Source organism: Lonsdalea iberica (assembly GCF_002111585.1).
In the GTDB taxonomy this organism is placed as follows: domain Bacteria; phylum Pseudomonadota; class Gammaproteobacteria; order Enterobacterales; family Enterobacteriaceae; genus Lonsdalea; species Lonsdalea iberica.
In genome coordinates, this window is sequence record NZ_LUTP01000024.1 from 20,904 (window position 1) to 37,754 (window position 16,851).

15 protein-coding genes are annotated in these 16,851 nt (G+C 57.0%); 11 read left to right on the forward strand and 4 right to left on the reverse strand.

Going from position 1 to position 16,851, the window contains the following annotated elements:
* Window positions 1-4: 4 nt before the first annotated feature.
* Together AU511_RS10715 and envC are read right to left on the reverse strand one after the other, a co-directional pair.
* A complete protein-coding gene (locus AU511_RS10715) occupies window positions 5-958 on the reverse strand; it encodes a divergent polysaccharide deacetylase family protein (RefSeq protein ID WP_094100082.1) in 954 nt (317 codons plus the stop codon).
* A gap of 2 nt (window positions 959-960) precedes the next feature.
* Window positions 961-2,238, reverse strand: a complete 1,278-nt coding sequence (gene envC / locus AU511_RS10720) for a murein hydrolase activator EnvC (protein ID WP_094109638.1) — start codon at window positions 2,236-2,238, stop codon at window positions 961-963.
* Between the two features lie 302 nt (window positions 2,239-2,540).
* Here envC and AU511_RS10725 point away from each other — a divergent pair, with 302 nt between their 5' ends.
* The 6 genes from AU511_RS10725 to AU511_RS10750 all read left to right on the forward strand — a co-directional run bounded on the left by AU511_RS10725 (window position 2,541) and on the right by AU511_RS10750 (window position 7,383).
* Window positions 2,541-2,975, forward strand: a complete 435-nt coding sequence (locus tag AU511_RS10725; protein ID WP_176222606.1) for a rhodanese-like domain-containing protein — start codon at window positions 2,541-2,543, stop codon at window positions 2,973-2,975.
* 123 nt (window positions 2,976-3,098) lie between these two features.
* Window positions 3,099-3,572 carry a protein-export chaperone SecB gene (gene secB / locus AU511_RS10730; RefSeq protein WP_094100083.1) on the forward strand — a complete coding sequence of 158 codons (474 nt, stop codon included), beginning with the start codon at window positions 3,099-3,101 and terminating at the stop codon, window positions 3,570-3,572.
* Window positions 3,572-4,588, forward strand: a complete 1,017-nt coding sequence (gene gpsA / locus AU511_RS10735; RefSeq protein ID WP_094109639.1) for an NAD(P)H-dependent glycerol-3-phosphate dehydrogenase — start codon at window positions 3,572-3,574, stop codon at window positions 4,586-4,588. Before secB ends, gpsA begins: the two co-directional genes overlap by 1 nt.
* Before the next feature lie 109 nt (window positions 4,589-4,697).
* The gene (gene cysE, locus AU511_RS10740) at window positions 4,698-5,516 is read left to right on the forward strand and encodes a serine O-acetyltransferase (RefSeq protein ID WP_026738434.1); all 819 of its coding nucleotides are present in this window, start codon (window positions 4,698-4,700) and stop codon (window positions 5,514-5,516) included.
* A gap of 299 nt (window positions 5,517-5,815) precedes the next feature.
* Window positions 5,816-6,352 (forward strand): lipid IV(A) palmitoyltransferase PagP, encoded by a 537-nt coding sequence (pagP, locus tag AU511_RS10745; protein WP_420843449.1) that lies wholly within the window; start codon window positions 5,816-5,818, stop codon window positions 6,350-6,352.
* A gap of 131 nt (window positions 6,353-6,483) precedes the next feature.
* On the forward strand, window positions 6,484-7,383 hold the full coding sequence (locus AU511_RS10750) for a carboxylate/amino acid/amine transporter (protein ID WP_094100087.1): 900 nt from the start codon (window positions 6,484-6,486) through the stop codon (window positions 7,381-7,383).
* On the opposite strand, the gene metR is transcribed toward AU511_RS10750, so the two are convergent.
* Window positions 7,286-8,224 carry an HTH-type transcriptional regulator MetR gene (gene metR, locus AU511_RS10755; protein ID WP_094109641.1) on the reverse strand — a complete coding sequence of 313 codons (939 nt, stop codon included), beginning with the start codon at window positions 8,222-8,224 and terminating at the stop codon, window positions 7,286-7,288. The genes AU511_RS10750 and metR overlap by 98 nt on opposite strands.
* Before the next feature lie 104 nt (window positions 8,225-8,328).
* Between metR and metE the strand changes: the two genes are divergently transcribed.
* Window positions 8,329-10,596, forward strand: coding sequence for a 5-methyltetrahydropteroyltriglutamate--homocysteine S-methyltransferase (metE, locus tag AU511_RS10760; RefSeq protein WP_094100089.1), 2,268 nt, complete (start codon window positions 8,329-8,331; stop codon window positions 10,594-10,596).
* A gap of 339 nt (window positions 10,597-10,935) precedes the next feature.
* Here the strand turns inward: metE and AU511_RS10765 are convergent, their stop codons facing one another.
* A complete protein-coding gene (locus tag AU511_RS10765; RefSeq protein ID WP_094109642.1) occupies window positions 10,936-11,946 on the reverse strand; it encodes a GntR family transcriptional regulator in 1,011 nt (336 codons plus the stop codon).
* Window positions 11,947-12,627: 681 nt separating this feature from the next.
* Here AU511_RS10765 and AU511_RS10770 point away from each other — a divergent pair.
* From AU511_RS10770 to AU511_RS10785, 4 genes are all read left to right on the forward strand, one after another.
* Entirely contained in the window at window positions 12,628-13,374 is a 747-nt protein-coding gene (locus tag AU511_RS10770) for an SDR family NAD(P)-dependent oxidoreductase (protein WP_094109643.1), read from the forward strand.
* Window positions 13,375-13,802: 428 nt separating this feature from the next.
* On the forward strand, window positions 13,803-14,984 hold the full coding sequence (locus tag AU511_RS10775; protein WP_094109644.1) for an ABC transporter substrate-binding protein: 1,182 nt from the start codon (window positions 13,803-13,805) through the stop codon (window positions 14,982-14,984).
* Between the two features lie 238 nt (window positions 14,985-15,222).
* Window positions 15,223-15,981 (forward strand): uridine phosphorylase, encoded by a 759-nt coding sequence (gene udp / locus AU511_RS10780; RefSeq protein WP_094109645.1) that lies wholly within the window; start codon window positions 15,223-15,225, stop codon window positions 15,979-15,981.
* A 32-nt stretch (window positions 15,982-16,013) separates the two neighbouring features.
* Window positions 16,014-16,796, forward strand: coding sequence for a tyrosine-protein phosphatase (locus AU511_RS10785; protein WP_094109646.1), 783 nt, complete (start codon window positions 16,014-16,016; stop codon window positions 16,794-16,796).
* Window positions 16,797-16,851 lie beyond the last annotated feature (55 nt).

A 16,851-nucleotide genomic window follows, 5' to 3' on the forward strand; every position in this document is an offset into this window, starting at 1 on the left:
GGCATTATCTTTCTACTGGTGGCGTCCCGATGAGGGGAGCGCCCATCCAGGTTTGCCAACGTTGCTTGAGATAGACGACCGGAGCGCTGTTCCCCATGTTCTCACTAAGCTGGCTAAGCACCTGCGACTGGGGCATCGACGGCAACTGGCGTTTAGCGCGGCACTGTTGCGGCGCGCGGAACGCGTTTTTCGATGCGGTGTAGACCGGCAACGGCCGGTAATGCTGCGGTTCCTGAGGTTCGTTCAACAACTGGCTAGGTCGCACCAGTATGATATCGGAGGGCAGTGTGGGCAGCATCTGTTGCAGTACGCGCAGGGTGGTGGGATGCGGGTGGCCGATGGCGATAGCGGAACCGTTGCGGCGGGCCAGCTCGACAGCCCGTCTGAATTGTTTGCGAATGTCGGCTTCGTTCTGGCTATCGTCCAGAAAAACCCTGCGTTTGACGACTTTGACGCCAGTGCCTTCCGCAGCGCGGCTGGCCTGACTGCTGCCGATTGTCATGCTGTCCAGAAAGTAGAGCGGGTAAGCGGTCATGGCTTGCATGACTTTCTGCATTCCCGGCAGGCTGGCGGTCATAGCGCTGCCCATGTGATTATTCAGCCCGACGGCATAGGGGACTTTGCTGACCGCATCGCGCAGAATGCGCTGAATCTCTTCGCTGCTCATGTCCGGACGCAAAGTGTCGCGCTCTAGCGGCTGTTTACTCATCGGGGCCATGGGCAGATGGATCAAGACTTCGTGGCCCTGCTGGTGGGCCTCCGTCGCCATTTCTCGCGCGTTTGGCGCGTTCGGCAGCACAGCGACGGAAATCGCCGTCGGCATAGCCAGCACCTGGCGTTCATTGTGGAGGCGGTAGCCGAAGTCGTCGATAACGATAGACAGTTTGCCGGCCCAGGCCGGAACAACCAGGCTGCACAGGGCGATAGCCGAGATAACGCGAGAAATAAATGGACGCAAAACTACCTTCCTAACCAGGGGAGTGGGTTAACGGCCTGACCTTGACGTCGAATTTCGAAATAGAGCGCCGGCTGGCTTTGTCCGCCGCTGGTGCCGACGAGCGCGATAGGTTGTCCTGCCTTGACCTTGTCGCCGACGGATACCAATGCGCTCTGGTTGTATCCATATAGGCTCATGTCGCCTTTACCGTGCTCAACCACCACCATCAGGCCGTAGCCTTGCAGCCAGTCGGCCATCAGCACGCTGCCGTCCGCGATGGCTTTGACCTCGGTGCCTTCCGGCGCGCCGAGCACGAGACCTTTCCAGCGGAGTTCGCCTTGCAATGGCTCGCCATACCGGTGCAGGGTTTGACCGCGAATCGGCCAGAAAGCCTGTCCGTCCGGTCTTCCCAGACCGCCGGTGCGCGCCATCAAAGAACGTTCGCTATCGGTAGGGGTGTAGCGGGTGCCGCTGCGTTTCGCCTTATCTTCTTTCTCTCTGACGCGCGCGGCCTCCCGGGCTTCTCGCTCGGCGCGCGCGCGCGCTTCCCGTTCGGCGCGGGCGATTTTGTCGCGCAGGCGCGCTTCGTTTTGGCGCAGTTCAGTCAGCTGCTGTTGATCTTTTTCCAGCGTGCTTTCCAGCGTGCTGAGCGTCTTCTGGCGTTCGCCTTGGGCCTGTTCGAGGGTTTTCTGTTGCTGCTGTTGTTCGCTGAGCAAACTTTGCTGACGCGCCAGCCGGTCTCCCAGCGCCTGTTTTTGCTGCGCAAGGTCGGTGCGCGTTTGCTGCAAATGGGCGATGGATTCCTGACGGGCCTGATTCAGATATCCGAAGTAAGCCAAAATGCGTTCGCGACGCTGGCTTTCCTCGCCGCTCAGAATGAGTTGAATACCGCTGTGTTGACCCTGACGGAAGGCCGCGTCCAGTTGTTGTGAGAGCAGTTGTTCCTGCGCTTTCTGACGCGACAGCAGTTTGGCGATAGAGGCGTTGAGCGCCTTGATTTCCTGCGCGAGACTCTCCAACGTGGCGCGCGTTTCCCGCAACTGGCGGCTGGATTGTGAAATCGACTGTTCCTGCCGTTTCAACTGCTCCAGCAGCGCGCTGCGCCGTTGCTGTTGTTCTCTCACGCTCTTCTCTTTAGCCGCGATATTCTGCTGCAAAGATTTGAGCTGTTGTTGGCTGTCGTCGGCCGAGCTGCAAAATGGCGACAGCAAAGCGCCAATGCATAATGCACTGGCGCAGCGAAGTCGCCGACGTTGGCGGCCTGTTGTGCATAACGGTACAGAAAACGCGCTTTTATTCATGATGATGGATTATTCCACGATGCACAGCCGCTGACCAGTTGTGTCGCTCAGGGTTTCTATTACTAACTGTGTGCGAGAGATGCCGGCGCAGGCTGCAATGACATCAATAATAGATAAGGGGAAGGCGCTCCGCATAAAATGATCGTTCGCGGCGTTTTATGGCGGGATTTTATGTCGCTGCGTCTAGATTCGCTCCGCGATATTGGCTTTCAGGCTGTAATTGCCCTATCGCGCAGGTATACTCAAACACCTCAATATTGATTGCTTAACTGATTCCGGAGTCGTTACACCTCATGCAAGACATTATGCAAGAGATTATGCCATTCGTTAGCAGACACCCGATCCTCAGCCTGGCCTGGGTTGTGTTGCTTGTTTTGGTCATCGTGCTTACGTTTAAAAGTAAGTTTTCGAAGGTAAAAGAGGTTGCTCGTACAGAAGCAATCCGACTCATCAATAAAGAAGATGCGGTCGTTGTGGATTTGCGTACGCGCGAAGAGTATCGCCGTGGACACATCGCGAGTTCTATCAACCTGTTACCGAACGATATTAAAAACGGTAGCCTGGGTGAGCTGGAAAAACACAAGGCTCAGCCCGTCATCGTGGTCTGCGCCAACGGGATGGCTTCTCGTCAGCCGGCGGAGCAGCTCTTCAACGCGGGCTTTACCCGTGTCGTGATCCTGAAAGAGGGGCTCACGGGTTGGAGCGGCGAAAACCTTCCACTGGTGCGCGGCAAGTAACCCGGACGGCTGTCCGTCGCGCCCGCGGCAATGATTGACCGGGCGCGAGCCCTTAGCGATGGCGTTGACTTTCCGCAGACAGGGAAGCGCGTCAAGGAAATCTAATAAAAGGTATTTTTAACTATGTCCGAACACAACAACGTCGAAACTTCATTCCAAATCCAGCGTATTTACACCAAAGATATCTCTTTCGAAGCACCGAAGGCACCGCAGGTGTTTCAGCAGGAGTGGAGCCCTGAGGTCAAACTGGATCTGGATACGGCGTCAAGCCAGCTGGCCGATGACGTTTACGAAGTGGTACTGCGTGTCACGGTGACGGCGCTGCTGGGTGAAGAAACGGCGTTCCTGTGTGAAGTTCAGCAAGCGGGTATTTTCACCGTTGCCGGTCTGGAAGGTCCGCAGCTGGCTCATTGCCTGGGCGCTTACTGCCCGAACGTACTGTTCCCGTATGCGCGCGAGTGCATCACCAGCCTGGTTTCCCGTGGTACTTTCCCGCAGCTGAACCTGGCGCCGGTCAACTTTGATGCTCTGTTCATGAACTACCTGGAACAGCAAGCCTCGGAAGAAGGCGCCGCCGCGCCGCAGCTGGATGCCTGATGAACATGCCTGATGCTTCCATGACCGTTATCGGCGCCGGCTCATACGGCACCGCACTGGCGATCACGCTGGCGCGCAACGGCCATAACGTGGTGCTCTGGGGACATGATCCTGTCCATGTGCAAGCGTTGCAAGATGCCCGTTGCAACCAGGCGTTTCTGCCGGACGTGCCTTTTCCTGACACGTTGCGGCCGGAGAGCGATCTGGCGCGTGCGGTGGCCGCCAGCCCAAATATTCTGGTGGTGGTGCCGAGTCATGTGTTCGGCGACGTTCTACGTCAGATCAAGCCGTATCTGCGTGCGGATGCGCGCATCGTTTGGGCGACCAAAGGGCTGGAAGCCGAAACCGGGCGTTTATTGCAGGACGTGGCTCGGGAAGCGTTGGGCGACGCAATACCTTTAGCGGTGCTGTCGGGGCCGACGTTCGCCAAAGAACTGGCTGCCGGCTTGCCTACCGCTATCGCGCTGGCGTCGACGGACAGCCAGTTTGCCGATGACCTGCAGGAACTCTTGCACTGCGGCAAGAGTTTCCGAGTTTATCGCAATCCGGATTTTATCGGCGTGCAACTGGGCGGCGCGGTTAAAAACGTGATCGCTATTGGCGCGGGTATGTCGGATGGGATGGGTTTCGGCGCGAATGCCCGTACGGCATTAATTACCCGAGGTCTGACGGAAATGACTCGCCTTGGCGTGGCGCTGGGGGCGGATCCTTCGACGTTTATGGGGATGGCCGGACTGGGCGATTTGGTCCTGACCTGTACCGACGATCAGTCGCGTAACCGACGTTTCGGCATGATGCTGGGGCAGGGGATGAGCGTAGATGCGGCCCGTGACCAGATTGGTCAGGTTGTGGAAGGTTACCGCAATACCAAAGAAGTCATGGCCCTTTCCAAGCGTCTTAACGTTGAGATGCCGATTACCGAACAGTTGTGGCAGGTGCTTTACTGCGGCAAAGATGCACGAGAAGCCGCGCTGAGCCTGCTGGGCCGGTCGCGTAAGGACGAGAGCGCCCGCTAATCCCTTTTCTAGGACAACGGGCATTCGCCGCCTGATGGCGCCTATCTCGTTTTGCCCTGCAGAGAGAAGACATGACTTTAGTACGCGAGGACTTCGGAGGACGGTTGCAATGTCGAATGATGAATTAGAGCTGGTCTGGAATAACATCAAAGATGAGGCACGAAGTCTGGCTGACTGCGAACCCATGCTGGCCAGTTTTTTTCATGCGACATTGCTGAAACATGAGAATCTGAGCAGCGCCATGAGCTATATGCTGGCAAACAAGCTGGCCAGTTCCACTATGCCTGCCATTGCCATTCGTGAAGTGCTGGAAGAGGCCTACGGGGCCGATCCTCAGATGATTGTCTCCGCGGCGCGCGATATTCAAGCTGTCTGTCTGCGCGATCCCGCGGTGGATAAATACTCAACGCCATTGCTCTACCTAAAAGGGTTTCACGCGCTGCAGGCCTACCGCATCGGTCATTGGCTCTGGTTGCAGGATCGCCGTGCGCTGGCGGCCTACTTTCAAAATCAAATCTCCGTATCCTTCGGGGTAGATATCCATCCTGCGGCGAGCATCGGCTGCGGCATCATGCTGGACCACGCGACCGGGATCGTCATCGGCGAGACCGCTATCGTGGAAAACGATGTGTCGATTCTTCAGTCGGTTACGCTGGGCGGAACCGGTAAAACGTCCGGCGACCGCCATCCCAAAATCCGTGAAGGGGTGATGATCGGCGCTGGCGCCAAAATTTTAGGAAATATTGAGGTGGGACGTGGAGCCAAAATCGGCGCGGGTTCCGTGGTGCTGCAACCGGTTCCTCCTCATACCACCGCCGCCGGTGTGCCGGCGCGTATTGTGGGCCGGCCTGAAACAGATAAACCTTCCATGGATATGGATCAATATTTCAACGGCGCTCACGGTTTTGAGTACGGAGACGGCATTTGAGCGCTGTCGGTCTTGATGCGCTCAAGCGCTCTTGGAATGAGGCTCCGCACTCGGCTCTGCGTCGCCTGTCCTCGTAGTGTGAGCTATCCTGAATAGCGACGCGATTTTTTCTGTCTGAGACCACACATGTTATTTCTATTTTTTCCCATCGCCGCGCCCTCTGAAAAGACACCACCTTGACAGCGGCTGCACGGATTTTTATGAGTGATTGAGAACTGGATATGTTGTTGAAATTAGCTGTACCTTCTCGGTGTTTACCCCTATTGACCGTACTCTCGGCCCCGGTGATGGCTGAAGATATGGCTTCCAAAAACGCTTCCATAAATGCGGAAGATCAGGAAACGACGACGTCGGAAGCGGGGTTTTGGCAACGGGCCAAAACTAATCTGTCCACAACCTGGAACGCGCCGCAGTCATACGATCTCTACGTACCCACGATCACCTGGCATAACCGCTGGACGTACGATAAAGAAAAGACCGATCGCTACAATGAACGTCCGTGGGGCGCGGGCTTCGGCGTGACGCGGTTTGATCAGGACGGCGACTGGCACGGCCTGTATCTGATGGCGTTCAAGGACTCATTCAACAAGTGGGAACCGATTGGAGGCTACGGCTACGAAAAACGCTGGCAGCCGACGACCAATGGCGATTTCCATCTGGGGCTGGGCTTCACGGCGGGCGTGACCATGCGGGATAACTGGAACTACATCCCGATTCCGGTGCTTCTGCCATTGGCCTCCATCAACTATCAGCGTTTGTCGTTCCAGGCGACCTACATTCCCGGTACCTACAACAACGGCAACGTATTCTTCGCCTGGCTGCGCTGGCAGTTCTAAGTTCTTAACGTGAAATGCGGCTGACAATTGCGCTTTATTTGTTCGGTTGTCAACCGCATTGGTGAAAGATCGCGCGTAGAACTCATTTACAATAGCGGTTCCCGTTGAGTGCTATTTAAGTGAGTCACCCCGTGCCATTACTGATCGTTACGACTATTCTGTGGGCCTTTTCCTTCAGCCTGATTGGCGAATACCTGGCGGGTCACGTCGACAGCTGGTTCTCGGTGCTGATGCGCGTCGGGCTCGCCGCCTTAATCTTTCTGCCTTTCCTGCGCTGGCGGGGCTACGCGCCGCGCGCGCTGCTGCTTTATCTGCTGGTGGGCGCCTGCCAGCTGGGCATCATGTACCTGTTCGCTTTCCAGGCCTATCTCTATCTCACCGTGCCGGAATTCCTGCTGTTTACCGTCATGACACCGCTGTATGTGACGCTCATTTACGATCTGCTAAAGCGTGAGCCGCTGCGATGGGGCTACGCGCTCAGCGCGTTACTGGCTGTGGCGGGCGCGGCGGTGATTCGGTACGACGGCATCAGCGGACAATTCTGGTGGGGCCTATTGTTGGTGCAGGCGGCCAATATCTTCTTTGCCATCGGACAGGTTGGCTATAAGCGGCTGATGGAGGTCTACCCCATGCCGCAGCACAGCGCATTCTCATGGTTTTATCTGGGGGCGCTGAGCGTTTCAGTGGCGGCTTGGCTGCTCTTCGGCGACGCGCATAAGTTGCCGACCACCTCGGTGCAGTGGGGCGTACTGATATGGCTGGGAATTGGGGCATCCGGCATCGGTTATTTCATGTGGAACTATGGCGCGACGCAGGTGGATGCCGGAACGTTGGGAATTATGAACAATTTTCACGTTCCGGCAGGCCTGCTGGTCAATTTCGCGATCTGGCAGGAACGACCGCATTGGCCGAGTTTTATTGTCGGCTCGGCCGTTATTCTATCGTCGCTGTGGGTACATCAGCGTTGGGTTGCGAAGCGTCCCGTACGAACGGCAGATGCGAACAGGCGTGCTGACGCGCCGAACGAATAAAGGCGTCTATCACCGGTTGACGCTGTTCGCCATCGCGCACTGCGGCGTACAGCCGGCTCCACAATCCTTTCCCCAGCGTTTTGGTGACGACCAGTCCCTGACGTTCGAAACTTTCCACCACCCAGTGCGGCAGCGCGGCGATCCCCATGTGGGCCGCCACCATTTGGATAAGCAGCAGCGTATTGTCTACATTCTTCAGCGCCGGGCTGACGCCCGCGGGTTGCAGGAAGTGACGCCAGATATCCAGGCGCTGGCGCTGCACGGGGTAGATCATCAGCGTTTCCTCACTGAGATCTTCCGGGTCGATCTGCTCTTTCGCCGCCAGAGGATGGTCGGGGGACAGCACCAATCGGACTTCGAAGTCGAACATTGGCGAATAGTGCAGACCGCTACGCGGTAAAATATCTGAAGTCATCACCAGATCCAGCGTTCCTTGCTGCAAAGCAGGCTGCGGGTCGAACGTAACGCCGGACTTGAAGTCCATGGCGACCTGCGGCCAGCTCTGATGGAAATTCTCCAACGCCGGCGTTAGCCACTGAATGCAGCTGTGGCATTCAATAGCCAGACGCAGCGTGGCCTGGTGAGGTTCGTGGCAGGCCTGTAGCGCCTGCTGGATCTGCGGCAGCACCTGCTCCGCCAAGTGCAGCAAAATATCGCCTTGCGGCGTGAATCGCAGCGGTTGGCTCTTACGGACGAATAGCCGAAATCCTAAACGTTGTTCCAGATCGCTAAATTGATGCGACAGCGCGGATTGCGTTTGATGGAGCTGTGCGGCGGCGGCGGCTAACGATCCTGTATTGCGCAGCGCCAGCAGCGTCCGTAAGTGTTTGAGTTCGATCATGAGAGTCCTTCACAGTGACAGTGAATAAATTGCGCTTGTGCTTACTACACTACCTGCGGATTATGGATGTGTAAACATCCGGACGGCTAAATGGGAATTCAAGCATGGCAATTGTAAATCATACTCTCGGTTTTCCTCGCGTCGGCTTACGTCGTGAGTTGAAAAAAGCACAGGAAAGCTATTGGGCAGGGAACACCACCCAGGAAGAATTGCTGGCCGTCGGACGCGATCTGCGCGCCCGTCACTGGCAGCAGCAAAAGGATGCTGGCGTGGACCTGCTGCCGGTGGGCGATTTTGCCTGGTACGATCATGTATTAACCACCAGTCTGCTGCTCGGCAACGTGCCGGCGCGTCACCAGAATGCGGATGGCTCGGTCGATCTGGATACGCTGTTCCGCATCGGTCGTGGCCGAGCGCCAACCGGCGAACCAGCTGCTGCCGCGGAAATGACCAAGTGGTTCAATACCAACTACCACTACATGGTGCCTGAATTTACCCAAGGTCAGAATTTCAAACTGACCTGGACGCAACTGCTGGACGAAGTCGATGAAGCGCTAGCGTTGGGTCATAAAGTCAAACCCGTCCTGCTGGGACCGGTCTCCTATCTGTGGCTGGGTAAAGTGAAAGGCGCGGCGTTTGATCGTCTGTCCCTGCTGAACGATATCCTGCCGGTGTATAAGCAGGTTCTGGGCGAACTGGCCAAACGCGGCATCGAATGGGTGCAAATCGACGAGCCCGTGTTGGCGCTGGAACTTGAAGACAAATGGTTGACGGCGTTTAAACCGGCTTATGACGCGCTACAGGGACAGGTGAAACTGCTGCTGACCACCTATTTCGATAGCATCGGCCAAAATCTGGATACCATCAAAGGGCTGCCGGTTCAGGGGCTGCACGTTGACCTGGTGCACGGCAAAGACGACGCCGCGACGCTGAACGCTCAACTGCCGGCGGACTGGGTGCTGTCTCTGGGCGTGATCAACGGCCGTAACGTCTGGCGTGCAGACCTCAGCACCTGGTACGAACGCCTCCAGCCGCTGGTCGGCAAACGTGCGTTGTGGATCGGTAGCTCTTGCTCGCTGCTGCACAGCCCCATCGACCTGAGCGTAGAAACGCGTCTCGACGACGAAGTAAAAAGCTGGTTCGCGTTCGCGCTGCAGAAATGTAGCGAGCTGTCACTGCTGACCACTGCGCTGAACAGCGGCGACGGTAAACCGCTGGAAGTCTATAGTGCGCCGATCCGCGCTCGTCGCACCTCCACCCGCGTACACAATGCGGCGGTGGAAAAACGTCTGGCCGCCATTGTGGCGAAAGACAGCCAGCGCCAGCATCCTTATCCGCAGCGAGCTGAAGCCCAACGCACTCGCTTCCAACTGCCGTCATGGCCGACGACGACCATCGGTTCATTCCCGCAAACCACCGAAATCCGCAGTTTGCGTCTGGACTTCAAACAGGGTCGTCTGGATGGTCAGCACTATCGGACGGGGATTGCCGAACACATCAAACAGGCGATCACCGAGCAGGAGCGTCTGGATCTGGATGTGCTGGTGCACGGCGAAGCCGAGCGTAACGACATGGTCGAGTATTTCGGCGAACATTTGGACGGTTTCGTCTTTACGCAGAACGGCTGGGTTCAGAGCTACGGCTCCCGCTGCGTGAAACCGCCGGTCATCATCGGCGACATCAGCCGCCCAGAGCCAATCACTGTCGAGTGGGCGAAGTACGCGCAGTCCTTAACCAGCAAGCCGGTGAAAGGCATGCTGACCGGTCCTGTGACCATCCTGTGCTGGTCGTTCCCGCGTGAAGACGTCAGCCGTGAAACCATCGCCAAGCAGATTGCGCTGGCGTTGCGCGACGAAGTGGAAGATTTGGAAAAAGCCGGCATCGGTATTATCCAAATCGACGAACCGGCGCTGCGTGAAGGCCTGCCGCTGCATCGCTCTGACTGGAAAGCCTATCTGGAATGGGCGGTGGAAGCGTTCCGTTTGAATGCCGCGATTGCTCAGGACGACACGCAGATCCACACCCATATGTGTTACTGCGAGTTCAACGACATCATGGATTCCATCGCTGCGCTGGATGCTGATGTTATTACCATCGAAACCTCGCGTTCCGACATGGAGCTTTTGGAATCGTTCGAGGAGTTCGAATATCCGAACGAAATCGGTCCCGGTGTTTACGATATTCACTCGCCGAATGTCCCAAGCGTGGAATGGATTGAAGCGCTGCTGCGCAAGGCGGCGGAATATGTCCCTGCCGACCGCCTGTGGGTGAACCCGGACTGCGGTCTGAAAACCCGCGGTTGGCCGGAAACGCGTCAATCATTGGCCAATATGGTGCAGGCGGCCAAACGTCTGCGCGAAACGCAGGCCTGATTGCTGACGAGAGAGCCGTCCTGTCAGTGTCCCGGTGCTTCGCCGGGACGAATCAGCCCACAGGTATGAGTCACCCGCAGGCTCATTAATGTCTCAACGGGGGAAACGAGAGTTTCCCCCGTTTTTTATTGCCCATCCACCCGGTTTTCTCCCTCCCTTCCTCATGTATAGCGCCTGACGCGGCAGCGTTCCGACAGTCCGTCAACAGGTGTTAATCCCCCGTTGTCGAAGACGGCGACGGGGCTTTTGAGTCACTATCGTTAGAACGGGGTTTGTTCGGTAATTTTCTTCATATCGCTGTAATAAAAGAATTTTTTTGCTGACTGAATGTGCCGAAGGTCAGCTGAGGCGCTGCAGATAGGGGGGGAGCGTGGGTTCCGGCAGTACGGACAGGACTTTCAATTTTTTCAGCGTGCGATTCTGAGCATTCGCCAGATGCTCATCCAGGGTCTGCGCTGCGAGCTCCCAGCAACCTTCCAGCAGTTGTTCGTAGATCACCTGATGCTCGTTTACCATGGCCTCATCGACGGGCAGCGAGAGCGTTTCATGGAAGATGCGCGCGATCGTCAGGGTAGAGTGACTCTGCCGAAGAATATCAACCAACGTGCGGTTACCCGCAAACTCCAGGCTGAGCAGATGAAGATCGTCTTCGACCTGCTCGAGTTCGGCTCCCGTGCTGATTTTACTGGTTCGAATGCGCTCTATATGCGTCAGACTGGCATCGATGTGTTTCTGAGGGATAAGAGGGCCAGCCCGACGCAGCGCGGCGGGTTCAAGACTGGCTCGAACTTCATAATGCTCGCGGATTTCACGGGCGGTTAGCGGCCCAGCCAGCCATTGGGAGTAGGGCTCTTTTTCTACCAGACCGCGATCGCGCAGTCGCATCAGGCTTTCGCGAATAACGTTGCGGCTGACGTGGTAAAACTCGGCGGCACTGGCCTCGTTGAGCTGGTAATGACCGAACACCATACAGGTCGACAGCGCTTCATGCAGGTCGCTGAGCACTTTTTCACCGGTGCTGCGTGTGTCCACCAGTTCTTGCTGCTGATCGAACCCCAGCATGGTGCGGTTGAGCGGCATACGCACAGGCTCAATTTCCTGATCTTCCGCCGCCACGATGAACCCGCGGCCTTCGAAACGGCTGATCAACCCTTCTTCATGCAAAAGTCCGAGAGCCCGGCGGACGGGAACGCGACTGGTACCAAACAATTCAGCTAGCGGTCCTTCCAGCATGACCAATCCAACAGGCAACGTGTTCGCCTTAATGGCCTGCTGCAATACCTGATGGATCATTTCGTAACGTGCTGTGCCACGAATGTCCGGCTTTTTATTATCGTGTGTAGTTAACATCCTTTATGACATCGTCTCCTGCCATGCGCATGACGTCATTATCGCACACCTCTGCGGCGATGTGCGTGACTGATGGCGGCTAAAAAACAGCCTGTTTGGATAATGCACGTTCAATAATGGATGTTTCAATATAAGATACGTTTATGGATAATACTCATCGAGACAGTGAGTTTTTAGGCGTAAATATTGATACTTGGTCACTTTTAAAGCTTAGACGATATATTTATCTAATATTTTTGCATTTTACGATGATCTTTTATTTTTTCGTGATCTTAAGCGCCCATTTAACGGGCGAATAGTGATGCGCCAACTAAATAGATAGCTATCTATTTGAGGCATTTTCGGCGGATTAAACGCGTTTTGTTTGGAAAAAACAGAGGGCTGGAGAGCTCTGCGGCAGTTGGCGTTGGCGGGATAGGGAAAAAGACCTTTTAATCCACAAAACGTGGCCCGGCGAAGCGTATTCACAGCCCCCTCGCGTGATGACCCCGCAGTTTTGCCCGCGGTTCTTGTTAGAAATCATGGGATAAAATCCTGAATCCGCCGACGGGATCGCTTTCTTCATCTGATTATCTGCTATCTCTATTTTACGCGGTGGGCTGTGGCGCGCTTTGTGCGCCGTAGCCCGCGCTTTGATTATCGACGACGGTCATCTACAGAGGCCGAATTAGGAAGGATAGAATGTCATTACAGGATAAACGCGTTGTTATCAGCGGCGCGGCCAGCGGTATTGGGTTCGCTATCGCCGAACTTTTCTCACATCATGGCCCGCGCCTGCTGTTGTCCGATCGCGATGCGGAAGGATTGGAACACGTCGTCGAGCGCTGTCGCCAACGCGGTGTTGAATGCTATGGGAGTGTCGTGGATGTCGGGACGCCGTTGGGAGCGCAGCAAAGCGTTGATGACTGCGTTCGATACTACGACGGTATCGATGTACTGATTAATAATGCGGGACTGTTGACGCAGGCGCCCTGTGAAGCGATCACGCTGGAGATGTGGGAGGATATGATGGCGGTAGACCTGCGCAGCGTATTTCTCTCTTCTCAGCGGGCGCTGCCATGGATGCGGCGTCAGCGTTGGGGCCGCATCATCAATATCGCCTCCCAGCTCGGTATCAAAGGCGGGGCCGAGCTGTGCCATTATGTGGCGGCGAAAGCTGGCGTCATTGGTTTCACCAAATCGCTGGCGCTGGAGATGGCTCCGCACAATGTGCTGGTCAACGCCATCGCTCCCGGCCCGATAGCGACGCCGATGGTTGACGGCATCAGCAGCGACTGGAAAACAGCCAAAGCCGCCGAGCTACCGTTAGGGCGGTTCGGCAACGCTGACGAGGTAGCGCCAGCCGCGCTGTTGCTGGCCAGCGATCCTGGCGGCAACCTCTTTGTCGGTCAAACGCTGGGGCCAAATTCCGGCGACGTTATGCCGTAATCCGAAAATATGCCGACGTCGCTTTCGGGCCTGCTCCCGATAGGCCACTGACCGTCGGTTGATGACTGCGGTGTCGTCGATTGTGGACAATGGTGCCACAATAGCGCTCTCACCGGCTCACGCGCGCCAACCCGTGGTTTCACGAAAGATCTTCAGGGCTGTTTAACGGTGTGCCTGTTGATGGTGACGTCGGTATGGCCCGTCTCAATTGAGTTTTAGAGGTATTATTATTGTGAAAAAAAAGCACATCCCCGTCATTTCCCGGGGATCTCTTCTCGTTTCTCCCCGTCAGCACCTCGGCGAACAGCCTGTGATCTCCCTACGCCCTTGCGGCGAGGGAACATGATGAGGCGGGGAAACTGGCTTTCAAAACGCGAAAGCGGCGTGGAGCGCCTTCAGACTCCGGCGATCATGAAAAGCGGCGGTCAATGATGAAGAGCAACGGTGTGACCTTACGAGTACTGGGCACTTCAGTGACGTTGCTGGAGCTGCTGCAGAAGCAGGCCGAGCAGGATCTAGGCATGTGCATCGACTATCGGATATGCAGCGTGAAAGAAGCGCAGCGCATCGCCGTGATGCACCCTGAAAGTTACGATCTCTATGACCAATGGTTTCACAATATCGACTTTGTCTGGCCTGCACAGGCAATCCAGCCGCTTGAGATCGCTAAACTGCAGTATTGGGATGAGGTCAACGACCTCCCGAAGCGGGGCAGGCTGTTGCCCGGTCAGGCGCCGAGCCGCGGCAGCGAACCTTCACATCGCCTGTATGTGCAGGATAATGGCGAACTGGGCGCCCACCCTACCGATAAAATCAGTATGCTTCCGTTGACGCACAACACGGACAGCTTCGCCTATCAGGTCGAGCGGCTGCCGGCCTCACTCGTCGGTAAGGAGGAGAGCTGGGGATGGCTGGTGGATCCCGCATTCTTTGGTCAGGTCGCGTTACAGGATGAAGCTTCGATGGGCGTGTTGGACGCCGTGCTGGCGGTGCAAGCGCGTGGACTGCTCAAGTTCGGCAACGTGGGTAACCTGACGCTGGAAGAGATAGATAGGCTGGCCGACGTATTGTCTGGCTTACGTCGGCAAGGACATTTTGCCGCGCTGGGTTCGACGCATGATGAGGCCAGCAAACTTATCGGCAACCAGCTGGTGTGCATACAGAGCCTGTGGGCGCCAACGTATTTTCGTCATCACTTCCGCCAAAAAGGGTTCAAGCTGGCGGTGCCGCGAGAGGGTTATCGCGCCTGGTACGGCGGTTTGTCGATGTCGCGCTGCGTCAGCGGGCGTGTAAAAGAGGCCGCCTACGATTATCTGAACTGGTGGCAGTCCGGCTGGCCGGGGGCGGTCATGGCGCGGCAGGGCTACTATATTTCCAACCCGCAGCGTACGCGGGCCTATCTCTCTGACGCCGAATGGGATTTCTGGTACGGTGGCAAACCCGCGGTCGAAACGCTGCCGGATGCGCACGGTAACCCTCTGATCATGCCGGGCGAGCTGCGCGACGGAGGGAGTTACGAGCAACGCATGGGGCACATTGCTGTTTGGAATTCGGTGATGGATGAACACAACTATCTCGTGCGGCGCTGGCAAGACTTTGTCCATGCCTGATTGCTGACAAGCGCCTGCCGAATGCGGCGTCGGCGCGGAACTCATGCCGAAATGACGTGTCTCGCGGACTGAGCGACATCGTCGCCCTTTTCGCAGTACAAAAAATCTATGCACACAGAGTGTGGTATCAACCAATGATTACCTTCTTCGTGAGCGACCGAGTTCACGGAGTTACCGGGTATATGGCGCTCTGGGTTGGGGCGATGCCCTCTGATTCACTACATCGATGGAGAGCGATATGTCTGATGTATTTCATCTGGGATTAACCCAGGAAGATGTTCATGGTGCCGAACTGGCGATTGTGCCGGGCGATCCGGCGCGGGTAGAGAAAATCGCCCGTTTGATGGAAAAACCGGTATTCCTGGCGTCTCACCGCGAATTCACCTCCTGGCGCGCCGAGCTGGCGGGCAAGCCGGTGATCATTTGTTCGACCGGCATCGGCGGGCCGTCTACGTCGATTGCGGTGGAAGAACTGGCGCAGCTGGGCATTCGCACATTTCTGCGCGTCGGCACGACCGGGGCTATCCAGCCCCATATCTCCGTTGGCGATGTGCTGGTGACGACGGCGGCGGTGCGTCTCGACGGCGCCAGCCTGCATTTCGCGCCGATGGAGTTTCCCGCCGTCGCGGACTTCGCCTGCACGGCGGCGTTGGTGGAGGCCACTCGCGCCGCCGGTCATACGCTGCATGTCGGCGTCACCGCCTCTTCCGACACTTTTTATCCGGGACAGGAGCGTTACGATACCTTCTCGAATCGGGTCGTGCGTCGTTTCCGTGGGTCGATGGAAGAGTGGCAGAGCATGGGAGTGCTGAACTACGAAATGGAGTCCGCGACGCTGCTGACGATGTGCGCCAGCCAAGGGCTGCGCGCAGGGATGGTGGCGGGCGTTATCGTGAATCGGACTCAGCAGGAAACCCCCGATGCCGCCACGATGAAACTGGCCGAAACCGCGTCGGTGAACGTGGTGCTGGCGGCGGCGCGCACGCTGCTTTCTTGAATCCATTCATTTCCACTCATTAAAGGAACGCTATGACGTTAGCCAAGACGCTGCATCCTTCCGTCCTGCCGCTGAACGGCGGGATCAATTTTCGCGATCTGGGCGGGTTAGCCGCGGCCGACGGTCGTCGAGTGCGCCCCGGCAAGCTGCTGCGCGCTGGCGCGCTGGATGAACTGAGCGATCAGGATCGCACGTATCTGGCCGATGTGCCGGTCGCGCACGTGGTCGATTATCGCGATATCTCGGAGGCCGCTCTGCGTCCGGACCGGCTGTGGGCGGGTGTCCGCTATCATGCCGTGCCGGCTAACCCGCCGAGTCATGAAGTGACGGCGAATCTTGAATCGCTGGGGTCGGAGAAGCTGGCCGAGCTGGATGCGCGCGCTTTCATGCTTACCGTGTATGAAAGGCTGCCGTTCGATAACAGCGCCTATCACCACCTGGTCCAGTTGCTGCAATCACCGGACGAGGGCGCGTTGGTACAGCATTGTGCGGTCGGCAAGGATCGGACCGGCGTCGGGGTTGCGCTGGTGTTATTCGCGCTGGGTGCGGATGAACAGACGGTGATGGAGGATTACCTTCTCACGGAAACCACGCTGGAGCCGTTCCGCCAGCGTCTGGTCGAGGAGCTGACGCCCGTGCTCGGCGAGGCGGCAATGCGGCCGTTCGCTTTTATTTTATCGGCTAGAGAGGAGTTTCTGCAGACGGCGCTGCGGACGATACGTGAGCGGCACGGCTCGATAGACAACTGGTTGATGCGGGATTACGGATTGGATGCGTCAGCGCGGGAACGCTTGCGCGAACGCTATTTAGATTAAGCGCGCGAGCAAAACGACGGGCCGATCATGCCGCACGATAATGGCAGGGTCGGCC

What these genes read in the sequence shown, in the direction of transcription:
- envC (WP_094109638.1), bottom strand. Translation starts at nt 2,238, where the DNA reads ATGAATAAAAGCGCGTTTTCTGTACCGTTATGCACAACAGGCCGCCAA.
- secB (WP_094100083.1), top strand. Translation starts at nt 3,099, where the DNA reads ATGTCCGAACACAACAACGTCGAAACTTCATTCCAAATCCAGCGTATT.
- gpsA (WP_094109639.1), top strand. Translation starts at nt 3,572, where the DNA reads ATGAACATGCCTGATGCTTCCATGACCGTTATCGGCGCCGGCTCATAC.
- cysE (WP_026738434.1), top strand. Translation starts at nt 4,698, where the DNA reads ATGTCGAATGATGAATTAGAGCTGGTCTGGAATAACATCAAAGATGAG.
- pagP (WP_420843449.1), top strand. Translation starts at nt 5,816, where the DNA reads ATGGCTTCCAAAAACGCTTCCATAAATGCGGAAGATCAGGAAACGACG.
- metR (WP_094109641.1), bottom strand. Translation starts at nt 8,224, where the DNA reads ATGATCGAACTCAAACACTTACGGACGCTGCTGGCGCTGCGCAATACA.
- metE (WP_094100089.1), top strand. Translation starts at nt 8,329, where the DNA reads ATGGCAATTGTAAATCATACTCTCGGTTTTCCTCGCGTCGGCTTACGT.
- AU511_RS10765 (WP_094109642.1), bottom strand. Translation starts at nt 11,946, where the DNA reads ATGTTAACTACACACGATAATAAAAAGCCGGACATTCGTGGCACAGCA.
- AU511_RS10770 (WP_094109643.1), top strand. Translation starts at nt 12,628, where the DNA reads ATGTCATTACAGGATAAACGCGTTGTTATCAGCGGCGCGGCCAGCGGT.
- AU511_RS10775 (WP_094109644.1), top strand. Translation starts at nt 13,803, where the DNA reads ATGATGAAGAGCAACGGTGTGACCTTACGAGTACTGGGCACTTCAGTG.
- udp (WP_094109645.1), top strand. Translation starts at nt 15,223, where the DNA reads ATGTCTGATGTATTTCATCTGGGATTAACCCAGGAAGATGTTCATGGT.
- AU511_RS10785 (WP_094109646.1), top strand. Translation starts at nt 16,014, where the DNA reads ATGACGTTAGCCAAGACGCTGCATCCTTCCGTCCTGCCGCTGAACGGC.